Annotated in this window: 12 protein-coding genes and 1 riboswitch; of the genes, 11 read left to right on the forward strand and 1 reads right to left on the reverse strand. The window is 48.4% G+C overall.

Annotation, left to right across the window (positions count from 1 at the left end; genetic code table 11):
• Nucleotide 1 precedes the first annotated feature (1 nt).
• The 10 genes from QMA09_RS02915 (at nucleotide 2) to QMA09_RS02960 (ending at nucleotide 12,357) form a co-directional block, all read left to right on the forward strand.
• Nucleotides 2–2,362, forward strand: coding sequence for an endonuclease MutS2 (locus tag QMA09_RS02915; protein WP_290211951.1), 2,361 nt, complete (start codon nucleotides 2–4; stop codon nucleotides 2,360–2,362).
• A gap of 22 nt (nucleotides 2,363–2,384) precedes the next feature.
• A complete protein-coding gene (locus QMA09_RS02920) occupies nucleotides 2,385–2,798 on the forward strand; it encodes a DUF350 domain-containing protein (RefSeq protein ID WP_290211952.1) in 414 nt (137 codons plus the stop codon).
• Between the two features lie 393 nt (nucleotides 2,799–3,191).
• A complete protein-coding gene (locus tag QMA09_RS02925) occupies nucleotides 3,192–4,883 on the forward strand; it encodes an AMP-binding protein (RefSeq protein ID WP_290211953.1) in 1,692 nt (563 codons plus the stop codon).
• Between the two features lie 59 nt (nucleotides 4,884–4,942).
• On the forward strand, nucleotides 4,943–5,572 hold the full coding sequence (locus QMA09_RS02930) for a fatty acid metabolism transcriptional regulator FadR (protein WP_158290559.1): 630 nt from the start codon (nucleotides 4,943–4,945) through the stop codon (nucleotides 5,570–5,572).
• Nucleotides 5,573–5,588: 16 nt separating this feature from the next.
• A complete protein-coding gene (locus QMA09_RS02935) occupies nucleotides 5,589–6,362 on the forward strand; it encodes an enoyl-CoA hydratase (protein WP_290211954.1) in 774 nt (257 codons plus the stop codon).
• 20 nt (nucleotides 6,363–6,382) lie between these two features.
• Nucleotides 6,383–7,156, forward strand: coding sequence for an electron transfer flavoprotein subunit beta/FixA family protein (locus QMA09_RS02940; RefSeq protein ID WP_135500551.1), 774 nt, complete (start codon nucleotides 6,383–6,385; stop codon nucleotides 7,154–7,156).
• Nucleotides 7,157–7,222: 66 nt separating this feature from the next.
• Nucleotides 7,223–8,188: an electron transfer flavoprotein subunit alpha/FixB family protein gene (locus QMA09_RS02945; protein WP_290211955.1), complete on the forward strand. Its 966-nt coding sequence runs from the start codon at nucleotides 7,223–7,225 to the stop codon at nucleotides 8,186–8,188.
• Nucleotides 8,189–8,625: 437 nt separating this feature from the next.
• Nucleotides 8,626–8,940, forward strand: a complete 315-nt coding sequence (trxA, locus tag QMA09_RS02950) for a thioredoxin (RefSeq protein WP_135500553.1) — start codon at nucleotides 8,626–8,628, stop codon at nucleotides 8,938–8,940.
• A gap of 50 nt (nucleotides 8,941–8,990) precedes the next feature.
• Nucleotides 8,991–10,787 carry an excinuclease ABC subunit UvrC gene (gene uvrC / locus QMA09_RS02955; protein WP_290211956.1) on the forward strand — a complete coding sequence of 599 codons (1,797 nt, stop codon included), beginning with the start codon at nucleotides 8,991–8,993 and terminating at the stop codon, nucleotides 10,785–10,787.
• A gap of 37 nt (nucleotides 10,788–10,824) precedes the next feature.
• A riboswitch (Lysine riboswitch) is annotated at nucleotides 10,825–10,999 on the forward strand.
• 143 nt (nucleotides 11,000–11,142) lie between these two features.
• Entirely contained in the window at nucleotides 11,143–12,357 is a 1,215-nt protein-coding gene (locus QMA09_RS02960) for an aspartate kinase (protein WP_290211957.1), read from the forward strand.
• A gap of 50 nt (nucleotides 12,358–12,407) precedes the next feature.
• Here QMA09_RS02960 and QMA09_RS02965 read toward each other — a convergent pair whose 3' ends face one another.
• Nucleotides 12,408–12,809 carry a YslB family protein gene (locus QMA09_RS02965; RefSeq protein WP_290211958.1) on the reverse strand — a complete coding sequence of 134 codons (402 nt, stop codon included), beginning with the start codon at nucleotides 12,807–12,809 and terminating at the stop codon, nucleotides 12,408–12,410.
• Between the two features lie 197 nt (nucleotides 12,810–13,006).
• Here QMA09_RS02965 and QMA09_RS02970 point away from each other — a divergent pair, with 197 nt between their 5' ends.
• Nucleotides 13,007–13,621, forward strand: a complete 615-nt coding sequence (locus QMA09_RS02970; protein ID WP_135500558.1) for a succinate dehydrogenase cytochrome b558 subunit — start codon at nucleotides 13,007–13,009, stop codon at nucleotides 13,619–13,621.
• The last annotated feature ends 22 nt before the right edge of the window (nucleotides 13,622–13,643 follow it).

Raw genomic sequence — 13,643 nt, forward strand, 5'->3', positions numbered from 1 at the left:
CGTGATTGCAGAACGCGCTTTAAGAACACTGGAATTTTATAAAATCCGCAGCGAAGTAGCGCGGTATTGCACGTCTTCACTCGGCAAAGCCCATATCGACGGATTATTGCCGTCGATTGAAATAAACGAAGTAAACCGCCTGTTGGAAGAAATGGATGAAGGGGCGGCGATTATCCGCACCAAAGGAAATGTGCCGATGGGCGGGATTTTCGATATCCGCATGCACGCAAAACGCGCACAAATCGGCGGTTCACTCAGCCCGATGGAATTGATGGAAGTCTCGTCGACCATCCGTGCCAGCCGGATTTTGCGCCAATTCTTCGAAAGTATTCGTGAAGAAGGCGCTATCTCGATTCCGCATTTCCTTGCGAAAAAAGAGGCGATGCCGATTTTGACGCAATTGGAACACGATATCAATATGTGCATCGATGACAATGGCGGAGTGCTCGACAGCGCGAGCCCAGGCCTTCGAACCATCCGCCAGCAATTGCGCGCCCAGGAAAGCCGTGTTCGTGAACGGCTGGAAAGCTTGGTGCGCGGCAAAAACGCAGCGAAAATGCTGTCGGATACGATCGTTACGATCCGCAACGACCGTTTCGTCATCCCGGTCAAACAGGAATACCGCAGCCACTACGGCGGCATCGTCCATGACCAATCGTCATCGGGCCAGACCTTATTTATTGAACCTGATGCGGTCGTGCAGGCAAACAATGAAGTACGCCGATTGAAAATGAAAGAAAAAGAAGAAATCGACCGCATTCTTCAGATGCTTTCTTCACAAGTGCAGGAAGTGGCCCATGACTTGTTCGGCTTGGTCGAAGTGTTGGGTGAATTGGACCTCGTTTTCGCGAAAGCGAAATACGGAGCGGAACATAAATGCACGAAGCCTGAGATGAACACAGAAGGCTATATCAAATTGAAAAAAGCGCGGCATCCGTTGATTCCGGCCGATGAAGTAGTGGCAAACGATATCGAATTCGGGCGCGACATCACGGCAATCGTCATTACCGGACCGAATACGGGCGGTAAAACCGTGACGCTGAAAACCGTTGGGCTGTTTACACTGATGGCGCAAGCGGGCATTCCTGTCCCGGCGCTGGACGGTTCAGAGCTAGCAGTATTCGATCAGGTATTCGCTGATATCGGCGATGAACAATCGATTGAGCAAAGTTTGAGTACATTTTCATCTCATATGGTCAACATCGTTGACATCCTGTCGAAATTTGACAGCAATTCGTTGGTCATTTTCGATGAACTCGGCGCCGGCACGGATCCGCAGGAAGGGGCCGCGCTTGCCATTTCCTTGCTTGATGAAGTCCATGGCCGCGGTGCACGCGTCATTGCGACGACCCATTACCCGGAACTGAAGGCATACGGCTATAACCGGCCAGGCGTTGCGAACGCCAGTGTGGAATTCGATGTGGAAACACTGAGCCCGACGTACCGCTTATTGATCGGCGTCCCTGGGCGCAGCAACGCGTTTGAAATTTCGAAGCGCCTCGGTTTGCCGGAGCACATCATCAGCCACGCCAAGAGCTTTACGGGCACGGACCGCAGGGAAGTCGATTCGATGATTGCTTCACTTGAAAAAAGCCGCAGAGAGTCCGAACAGGACGCTGAACAGGCAGCTGAATTGCGTGCCGAAGCTACTAGCCTGAAAAAAGACCTTGAGCAGCAATTGAAGGATTACGAAAGCCAGAAAGAGAAACTTGAAGACAAAGCAAAAGAAAAAGCGCGCAAAATCGTTGAAGAAGCGACGCGCGAAGCCGAAGCGGTCATGTCTGAACTGCGCAAGATGCAGATGAATCAAACATCCAGCGTCAAAGAACATCAATTAATTGAAGCAAAAAAACGCCTCGAGGCAGCGATGCCAGAGAATCGCGTGTTGAAAAAAGCCGCGAAAGCAAACCAGCAGCATGTCCTGAAAGTGAACGATGAAGTGAAAGTCATTTCATTCGGCCAAAAAGGCACGTTGGTGGAAAAAGTATCGGACAAAGAATGGATTGTCCAGATTGGCATCCTGAAAATGAAACTCGCAGAATCCGATCTGTCGTATACGAAACCTGAAAAACAGAAAGAAACACGGACGATGGCAACGCTGCAAAACCGCGACAGCCATATTAAACTTGAACTCGACTTGCGCGGCGAACGCTACGAAGATGCCTTGATGCGGGTTGAAAAGTACATTGATGATGCGTTATTATCGAATTACCATCAAGTGTCAATCATCCACGGAAAAGGGACTGGCGCATTGCGGCAAGGAGTCCAGCAATACTTAAAAAAACATCCGAGAGTCAAAGGCTATCGTTTCGGTGAAGCGGGCGAAGGCGGATCCGGTGTCACGATTGCTGAGTTGAAGTAAGTTATATAGGGGAGAAATGAGAATGTCGGAAACTGGTTTTTGGACCCATCCGCTCGTTGAAACAGCTGGATATTTCAGTGTGGTCGTGCTGTGCTTGATCGTTTCAATGGTACTTTTTGAAATCGTCACGAAATACAAGAACTGGGAAGAAATTAAAAAAGGGAATGTTGCGGTTGCGATGGCGACAGGCGGCAAAATCTTCGGCATCACGAATATCTTCCGCTTTTCAATCGATCAGCATAATTCCTTGGTGGAAATGATCGGCTGGGGCTTATACGGTTTTGCGCTGTTGATATTCGCGTATCTATTGTTTGAATTCCTGACCCCTCGATTTAAAGTGGACGAAGAAATTGAAAACGATAACCGTTCCGTCGGCTTTATCTCCTTGACGATTTCTGTCGGGCTGTCATTTGTCATCGGAGCAAGTATTTCATAGGAGTTGTAAACGATGGAAAACCTCATCAAAATACTGTTCGTGTTTTGCGTGCTGTTTGTAATAGTGGGAGTCATCTTCCTTTTTGTTTTTTAAATAAATCAGGCTGTCCGGAAAGTCGCTCTGACTTTTCTGGGCAGTTTTTGTTTTTAATGCTGCTTTTCAAAGGTAAACGGGCACTTTCGCATTTCTTGATGTCCAGCTGCAACGGCCAGGTTCTCGGGTCTAAGACGTTCTGGCTATGCGGCTAAAAACACGCCGCTTTGCCAGTCCATCTTACGCTTTTCGAACCTAAACGGCCGTTTCCGCATTTCTTGTTGAAAGCCCTTTCAATGTCGATTATAATAAAAGTAGGAATATTTTCACTATTCTTTATTTTAGAAGGAGGAAGAAAGAATGACAGAGAAACCGTGGCTCGCTCATTATCCGCCAGAAATTCCTCACACGCTTCAATATCCGAGTATGCCGGTACAGGAGTATTTGACTCAGGCCCACGAACAGTTTCCGGAGAAAGTCGCCATCCATTTCCTGGGGAAAGATGTGACGTACAACGAGCTTTATGATTCCGCGATGAAATTTGCGAATTATTTGCAGAAGCTCGGGATTCAAAAAGGGGACCGCGTCGCGATCATGTTGCCGAACGGACCGCAGGCGGTTATCAGTTTCTACGGTATCCTATATGCCGGCGGCGTCGTCGTCATGACAAACCCGCTTTACACGGAACGTGAAATTGCGTACCAGATGAACGATTCCGGAGCACGTTTGATTGTCACGCTGGACCTTCTGTATCCGCGCGTCGCAAAAGTGCTGAAAGAGACGAAACTGGAGAATGTTGTGGTCACGGCGATTAAGGATTATCTGCCATTCCCGAAAAACATCATTTATCCGTTCATTCAGAAACGGCAGACAGGCCTCAGCGTAAAAGTCGAACACCGCGGCATCAACCATCAATTCCTGGAGATCATGAAAATCGCTTCGACCGATGTGAAGAAGCCGGAATTCGATTTCGAACACGATTTGGCATTGCTGCAATACACTGGCGGCACGACCGGATCACCGAAAGGCGTCATGCTGACGCATAAAAACCTGATTTCCAATGCAACCATGTGTGATGCTTGGCTGTACAAATGCAAAAAGGGCGAAGAGACGATCATGGGCATTATCCCGTTATTCCACGTCTACGGCTTGACGACGGTTCTTATTCTTTCCGTTATGCAAGGCAATCGGATGGTGCTGCTGCCGAAATTCGATCCTGAAACGGCATTGAAGACGATCAATAAACAAAAGCCGACTTTATTCCCTGGCGCACCGACATTGTACATCGGCTTAATGAACCACCCGGACATCGCGAAATACGATTTGTCTTCCATCGAAGCTTGCTTGAGCGGATCTGCTCCTCTGCCAGCAGAAGTACAAGAAAAGTTCGAGAAAATCACGGGCGGGAAATTGGTCGAAGGCTACGGCTTGACCGAAACTTCGCCAGTCAGCCACTCAAACCTTGTCTGGGGAGAACGCACAAAAGGATCGATCGGCTATCCATATCCGGATACCGACAGCAAAATCTTCTTGCCTGGCACGACGGAAGAAGTGCCGCATGGTGAAATCGGCGAAATCGCCATCAAAGGCCCGCAAGTGATGCAAGGATACTGGAACCGACCGGAAGATACCGCCGCTACAATTGTTGACGGTTGGCTGTTGACTGGAGACCTCGGCTATATGGATGAAGGCGGCCATTTCTTCATTGTCGACCGCAAAAAAGACATGATCATTGCCGGTGGATTCAATATTTATCCGCGCGAGATCGAAGAAGTGCTGTATGAACACGAAGCAGTGCAAGAATGCGTCGTAGCTGGAATTCCGGATCCATACCGCGGAGAAACAGTAAAAGCTTACATTGTCTTGAAAGAAGGGTATACTGTAACAGAAGAAGAATTCGATAAGTATTGCCGCGAACACTTGGCGTCATTCAAGGTTCCGCGCATTTACGAGTTCCGCAAAGAATTGCCGAAAACGGCAGTAGGGAAAATCCTGCGGCGGTCGCTGGTCGATGAAGAGCGCGCAAAACAAAGCGAAGCGATTCCTTCCTAAGCGGATAAGCGCATAAAAGCTTGACACAATATTCCTTAAACTATAATATGAAAATATGAATGAACCGCCATTCATATTTTCATATTTTTTTGGGTGGTGATGAATTGGTAAAGAAGGATAAACCGAAATACAAGCAAATCATCGATGCGGCCGTAATCGTAATTGCTGAAAATGGCTACCATCAGGCGCAGGTCTCGAAAATCGCGAAACAAGCAGGCGTCGCAGATGGCACCATCTATTTATATTTCAAGAATAAAGAAGACATCCTGATCTCGGTCTTTCAGGAAAAAATGGGGCTGTTCGTCAGCAAGCTGGGTGACATACTCGAACAGGAAGTGTCCGCTTCGGACAAACTGCAATTGATGATCAAAAGCCATTTCGATTTGCTTGCGAACGATCTGCACCTTGCCATCGTCACCCAGCTGGAGCTCCGGCAATCGAACCACGAGCTCCGCATAAAAATAAATGGCGTGTTGAGGGAGTATTTATTGTTAATGGACAAAATCCTCGTCAATGGGATGGAGACCGGGGAATTTGATAAAGACATGGATATCCGTTTAGCAAGGCAAATGGTTTTTGGTACAATGGATGAGACCATCACCACCTGGGTGATGAATGACCATAAATACGATTTGGTCAGTTTGGCGCCAAAAGTTCATCGACTGTTGATGAAGGGTATGCGTGCATAAGAGAGGGGCTAATCGAATGGAATTTATCAGTTGGAAAAAAGAGGACGGCGTTGCAATTGCGACCATCAACCGTCCGCCAGCGAATGCGTTATCGCGTTCATTGATCCTCGAAGTCGGCAACTTGCTTGATGAAGTAGCGAATGATGAAGAAGTCCGCGCAATCGTCCTTCACGGAGAAGGCAGATTCTTTTCAGCGGGAGCAGACATCAAGGAATTCACTGAAGTAAGTTCAGGCGAAGAATTCTCGAAGCTTTCAGCAAGCGGGCAAGCAGTTTTTGAACGGCTCGAAACGTTTCACAAACCAGTGCTGGCAGCCATTCACGGAGCGGCTCTGGGCGGAGGCCTGGAACTGGCGATGAGTTGCCATATGCGATTTGTCAGTGAAAATGCTAAACTGGGATTACCGGAGTTGCAGCTAGGGCTGATTCCCGGTTTTGCAGGCACACAGCGCCTTCCGAGATACGTCGGCGTAGCGAAAGCGGCCGAAATGCTATTGACGAGTGATCCGATTACAGGAACGGAAGCAGCTCAATTGGGCTTGGCGAACCGCGCCTACCCTGAAGCAGACCTGCTTTCGGAAACGCTTACAATTGCAAAGAAAATTGCGAAAAAGAGCCCGGTTTCCGTGAAAGCGGCAATCGACATGCTCCAATACGCAAAACCTGCTTCTTATTATGAAGGGGTTAAAGCGGAAGCCGGATCATTCGGGACAGTATTTGTTTCGGAAGACGCGAAAGAAGGCATCCAGGCTTTCCTGGAAAAAAGACACGCACAATTCAAAGGGAAATAATACTTGGGAGGTTTACGTTCATGAACATTTATGTATTGGTAAAACGCACTTTTGACACAGAAGAAAAACTGGTGATTTCTAACGGCCAGATCCAGGAAGACGGCGCCGAATTCATCATCAATCCTTACGATGAGTATGCGATCGAAGAAGCAATCACAGTACGCGACGCGCACGGCGGCGAAGTGACTGTCATTACAATGGGCGGAGAAGAAGCAGAGAAGCAGCTTCGCACAGCATTGGCGATGGGGGCGGACAAAGCCGTTCTGATCAACACGGAAGATGACGTGGAAGAAATGGACCAGTTTACTTCAGCATACATATTGGCTGAGTACTTGAAAGATAAAAACCCGGACTTGATCCTTGCAGGAAACGTTGCAATCGATGGCGGTTCTGGCCAAGTCGGACCGCGCGTTGCTGACTTGTTGGGCATCAACTACGTGACGACAATCACAGACCTTAAAATCGACGGCACAACTGTAACGATCACAAGAGACATCGAAGGCGACGCGGAAGAGCTTGAAACGTCATTGCCACTTTTGGTAACGGCACAGCAAGGCTTAAACGAACCGCGCTACCCATCACTTCCAGGAATCATGAAAGCGAAGAAAAAGCCGCTTGAAGAACTGGAATTGGATGATCTTGACATCGAAGAAGACGATGTAGAAGCGAAAACAGAAACAATCGAAATCTACTTGCCGCCTAAAAAAGCTGCTGGCCGCGTACTACAGGGTGACCTTTCAGCGCAAGTCACTGAACTAGTCGGCTTGCTGCGCAACGAAGCGAAAGTCATTTAATCCAATAAAATCGGTTAAATAAATCATTCCGAGCATTTTCACATCTACTTAGGGGGTATACGGACAATGGCAAAAAAAGTATTAGTATTGGCGGAAACGCGCGAAGGCGCATTGCGCAACGTATCATTTGAAGCAATTGCCGCTGCGAAGCAAATTTCGGGCGGAGGAGAAGTGGTTGCGGTTCTTTTGGGAGACGCAGTCAGCGATTTCGGCCAGGAATTGGTGAACTACGGCGCAGACCGCGTCGTAACAGTTGAACACCCGCATTTGAAGCATTATACATCTGACGGCTACGGCCAGGCGTTCATGGCTATTGTAGAACAGGAAAGCCCGGAAGCTTTGGTTTTCGGACATACAGCAGTCGGCAAAGACTTGTCGCCGAAAATCGCTTCTAAGCTGCAAACAGGTTTGATTTCAGATGTGACGGCAATCGAAGGCGAAGGCGACGACGCAGTATTCGTTCGCCCGATCTATTCAGGCAAAGCATTTGAAAAAGTGAAAAACAAAGAAGGCGTTTCGTTTATCACAGTTCGCCCGAACAACATCACTCCACTTGCAAAAGAAGAGCGTTCAGGCGACATCAGCTCATTGTCAGTAGACATCACAAACTTGCGTACGATCATCAAAAACGTTGTCCGCAAATCGACTGAAGGCGTTGACTTGTCAGAAGCCAAAGTTATCGTAGCAGGAGGCCGCGGCGTCAAGAGTGCAGACGGTTTCGCACCGTTGCAAGAACTTGCCAACCTATTGGGCGGCGCAGTCGGCGCATCTCGTGGAGCATGTGACGCGGACTACGTAGATTACTCATTGCAAATCGGCCAAACAGGTAAAGTCGTTACACCGGACCTTTACATCGCAGCCGGAATCTCAGGCGCAATCCAGCATTTGGCGGGTATGTCCAACTCGAAAGTCATCGTTGCCATCAACAAAGATCCGGAAGCGAACATCTTCAAAGTAGCGGATTACGGCATCGTCGGCGATTTGTTCGAAGTCATCCCGATGTTGACTGAAGAATTCAAGAAAGTAATGTAATAAAATAAGACACGCAGAAATGTGGGTCTTGAATAATAGGGAGGGCTGTCGAGAAATTCTCGACAGCCTTTTTCTTTCGATGCTGTCGGAAGAGTTTTGTTTCATTTAAAGGTGAATCTAAATACTGAATCATTCTTTAGTCGAAAACCTAATAGATTACTGTCTGTATTTCAATGATATCTCCAGATATGTAGCAAAACTGCCGAGACGCCTGCGGGAAAGCGAGACAGCTGAGACCCTGCAGGAGCGCAGCGACGAAGCGGCTCAGCGCTCGCCCGCGGCAAGCGAGGCAGTTTTGCGGAATATCGGTATTAAAAAACTCTCGTTTATTCGAACAAAATTGGGGTAAATAAACAATAGGCATATAAATAGCTAGACCATTTAGCGCATGATATAATCGTTTTAGATTTTGTTTATAACCCAAGGAGGAATTATTAATGGCTATCGTTAAAGGAACAGACCAAAACTTTTCACAAGAAATTTCTGAAGGCCTAGTACTAGTAGACTTTTGGGCTGCATGGTGCGGACCTTGTAAAATGATCGCTCCAGTACTTGAAGAATTGGATGCAGATATGAACGGCAAAGTGAAAATCGTGAAAGTGGACGTGGATGAAAACCAAGGCACTGCCAGCGAATACGGCATCATGTCAATTCCAACACTTCTTTTGATGAAAGACGGACAGCCTGTAGATAAAGTTGTCGGCTTCCGCCCTAAAGAAGCATTGGCTGAATTGGTTAACCAACACGCATAATTCTTAACCGGGTCCAGAAATGGCACCCGGTTTTTTAATAGGGTGAGAATATGGCAAACACATTGATCCAGCATAAATTAGCAATTCTGCCTGACCAGCCAGGCTGTTATTTGATGAAAGACCGGCAAAATACGGTCATTTACGTCGGCAAGGCAAAAGTGCTGAAAAACCGGGTGCGTTCGTATTTCACGGGCAGCCACGATGCGAAAACACAGCGGCTCGTCGGTGAAATCGAGGATTTTGAATACATTGTCACGTCCTCGGACATCGAAGCGTTGATCCTGGAATTGAATTTGATCAAAAAACACGATCCCAAATACAACATCATGCTGAAAGACGATAAGTCTTATCCGTACTTGAAAATAACTGGCGAACGCCATCCGAAGCTGATCACGACGCGGCAAGTGAAAAAGGACAAAGGCAAGTATTTCGGCCCTTATCCGAATGCCTATGCGGCGAGTGAGACGAAAAAGCTGCTGGACCGGCTTTATCCATTGCGGAAATGCCATACGATGCCGGACCGGGCTTGCCTTTATTACCATATGGGCCAATGCTTGGCGCCGTGCATCAAACCGGTTGAAAAAGAAACTTATCAGGAAATGATCGACAGCATTACGAAATTCTTGAACGGCGGCTTCCGCGACGTCAAACAGGACCTCATTGAAAAGATGTCCGAAGCGGCTGAAAATCTGGAATTCGAACGGGCAAAAGAATACCGCGACCAGATTGCGCATATCGAAACCGTCATGGAAAAACAAAAAATGGCAATGAATGATTTCACTGACCGCGATATTTTCGGCTATGCCGTTGATAAAGGCTGGATGTGCGTCCAAGTCTTTTTTGTGCGCCAAGGCAAATTGATCGAGCGGGACGTGTCGCTGTTTCCATTGTATCGGGACCCGCAGGAAGAGTTTTTGACGTTCATCGGTCAGTTTTATGAACAGCCGCATCACGTCAAACCGAATGAAGTCTTGCTGCCGGAAGGCGTCGACGCGGAATTGATCCGTGAATGGCTGGATATCCGTGTGCTCGTTCCGCAGCGCGGCAAGAAAAAGGATTTATTGCAGCTTGCGAAAACGAACGCGGAAATCGCAATCAAAGAGAAATTCGGTCTGCTTGAACGCCAGGAAGAGCGGACGATCGGGGCTTGCGAAGAATTGGGCACGGCGCTGAACATTGCCACGCCGCTGCGCATCGAAGCTTTTGATAACTCGCATATCCAAGGCGCGGACGCTGTGTCGGCGATGATTACGTTCATCGACGGCAAACCTTCGAAGAAAGATTACCGGAAATACAAAACGCGCAATGCCTCGAAGCCGGATGATTACGCAGCGATGCGCGAAGTTATCCGCCGGCGCTATACACGGGTCCTGAAAGATGGGCTTCCTCTGCCTGACCTGATCGTCATCGATGGCGGCAAGGGGCAGATCGAATCCGCCCGTGAAATTGTGGAAGACGAACTCGGCTTGTCGATACCGATTGCTGGCCTCGCCAAAGACGCGAAACACCAAACTTCGCATCTGCTGTACGGCGATCCAGTGGAGGCGGTGCCGCTGAAACGCACAAGCGAAGCGTTTTACTTGCTGCAGCGCATCCAGGACGAAGTCCATCGATTCGTCATTACGTTCCACCGCCAGTTGCGCGGCAAAAACTCGATCCAGTCCGCATTGGACGATTTGGAGGGAGTCGGGCCGAAGCGCAAACAGCAGCTATTGAAGCATTTCGGTTCTGTAAAACGCATCAAAGAAGCAAGCAAGGAAGATTTGAAAGAAGCGGGCATGCCAGACAAGCTGGCGGACCAGATCCAACAGCATTTTTCACAGCAATCATTGCCAGCTGAACAATAACGTGATATCGTAAAGACATATTTAGATCACTTGGAAAAGTGATGATAGAGGCGCGGACGCCAAAAGTAGCCATTCGGAGATTTGCAGAATCTGTGAAGAATGGGGAAAGGGGCAGCCGCCGAAGTGTACGGATTCTTGCAAATCCGTGTGCTGGTTCTGCATTTAAGAAATGCAGGGCTGTCAGAGTCAATCTCTGGAGGGCTATCTCACATGGACGTTTTTTATTCGTGCATGATGAAAGAGGTAGTTTGCCGGCAATCCGGCGAGCTGCCTTTTTTTATTGTCTAGCCGCGCTGGCGTATCGGCCAGTCCGGCATTCATGTTGAGGGCCACTTACAATATGGGAGTGGAGAGAATGAAAACTGTTGTCATGAAGTTTGGCGGAACATCCGTTGCAACACCAGAAAAAATCATCGGGGTCGCAAAACGCGCGATCCGTGAAAAGGAAAAAGGCGTGCGTGTCGTCATCGTCGTGTCGGCGATGGGCAAAACCACTGATACGCTGCTCGAATTGGCAGGGGACATCTCGTCAGAGCCGCCAAAGCGGGAAATGGACATGCTGCTGGCAACCGGCGAACAGGTGACGATTGCGCTGCTCGCGATGGCCTTTAAAATGCTTGGCCACGAAGCGCTGTCATTCACCGGCTGGCAGGCGGGGATTGAAACCGAATCCGTGCCGCGCAATGCCCGCATTGAACAGATTCACACCGAGCGCATCGAACAGGCGCTGAGCGACGGGTATTTTTGTGTGGTCGCCGGATTCCAGGGCGTCGACAAAATCGGCAATATCACGACGCTTGGCCGTGGCGGTTCTGATACAACGGCAGTCGCGCTTGCCGCTGCCTTGCATGCGGATAAATGTGAAATCTATACCGATGTCGACGGCGTCTATACATCCGACCCGCGCTTCGTAACCGGTGCGCGCAAGCTGGAACAGATTTCCTACGATGAAATGCTGGAGCTGGCGAATCTAGGGGCTGGCGTATTGCATCCGCGCGCGGTTGAATTTGCGAAAAACAATCATGTCCCTTTATCGGTCCGCGCAAGTTATTCGGATGAACCGGGAACAATCATACAAGAGGTGATCACTGTGGAAAAAAATCTGATTGTCAGAGGCGTGGCGTTCGAATCCGGAATCGCCCGTGTGACGGTTACTTATAAAAAAGCGTTCAATGGTTCACTGGCGAACATCTTCACGACATTGGCGAAGCATCATATCGATGTTGATATCATTGTCCAGAGCATTACAGATGATGCCCCGCCTTCGGTTTCGTTTTCAATCAAAGAAGACAGCCTGGAGGAAACGCGCCGGGTGCTCGCTGAGCGGCAAGAAGAAATCGGATTCCTGGCAGCAACGTATGAAGTCGGCTTATCGAAAGTTTCCATCGTCGGCTCCGGCATGGTATCCAATCCCGGTGTCGCTGCCCAAATGTTTGATATCCTTCGGTTAGAAGGCATCCCTGTGAAAATGGTCTCCACTTCGGAAATCAAGATCTCCGTTGTTGTGCCCGAATCGGACATGAATCAATCCGCGAACGCGCTCCACAGCGCCTTCGGTTTAACGATATAAAAAAAGGCGAGTTCACATTGGTGAACTTGCCTTTTTCTATATCGGGATGATTAAACTTTATCGCGCGTATCCGTTTTCAACGTGATGCGAACGCCCTTTTTCTTGCCGAGTGGCTCTTCATAAGCTTCTGTCATAAAACCGTCAATATTCTGTTTTTGCTGTGCCAAAAATCCGGCTTCGAGCTTGAAGCAACGATGCTCCAGCCCAGGCGCAGCAAGGTGCAGCACGGTTTCGCCTTTAGCCGAACGCTCAAGTGTCAGCTCGCCGAAGCCGGCTTGCCTGAAAAAGTCCGATGCCTCGTCCAGCGATGCCAGTGGGAATTTGCGGGCAAGCGATTTGCCGGCCCAGTATAGGATATCCGGTTGGTGGCGCCCGAGAATATCAGGGATTACGTGTTCCCGTAGAACTTCCAAGCCGAATTTTCCGTTAAAATCTGTGTCTGTGACAGTCATGTTGAACCCACTTTCAATATAATAAATTAAAGGATGAAACTGTTAGTAATGAGGCAAGTTGCCTTGACGCTCCTATTGGTGCGGAGTACAATAAATATGTCATATTATTGTATCATGATGATAATAGCAGTCAATGGATGCTTTCGTAACATATCGATTGCTCTTTTTGCTGCCCATTAACGCCTAAGGGAGGTAAAATTTTGGATAATCGAGAATTTTTAATGCGCAGGCTGCACTCACTATTGGGGATCATTCCAATCGGATTGTTCTTGACGCAGCACTTAATCGTCAACCATTTTGCGACACAAGGCGTGGAAGCGTTTAACACAGCTTCCCATTTCATGGCGAGCTTGCCGTTCGTAATCTTCTTGGAGATCTTCGTTATTTATTTACCGTTGATGTACCATGCGTTCTACGGTCTATACATAGCGTTCACTTCGAAAAATAATGTGGGGCATTACAGCTACATGCGCAACACATTGTTCGTGGCACAGCGCTATACAGGAATTTTCCTGGTAATCTTCATCGCATGGCACGTGTTTGAAACGCGTTTCCAAGTCGCTATCGGCAATGCTGCTGAAGCAGACTTCAACATGATGGCCAACATCCTCGACAACCCGGCTATGCTGGTATTCTACATCTTGGGTGTATTGGCAGCGACGTTCCACTTGGCGAACGGCTTATGGTCATTCTTGGTTACTTGGGGAATCACGCAGTCTGAAAAGGCACAGAAATACTCAACGTACTTCACGTTGCTCGTATTTGTCGTCTTGTCTATTATCGGCATCAGAGCGCTATTCGCATTCGTTTAATAAAATTTCGATATTTGGTGAA

It is taken from the genome of Planococcus sp. APC 3906 (genome assembly GCF_030407685.1).
GTDB lineage: Bacteria > Bacillota > Bacilli > Bacillales_A > Planococcaceae > Planococcus > Planococcus koreensis.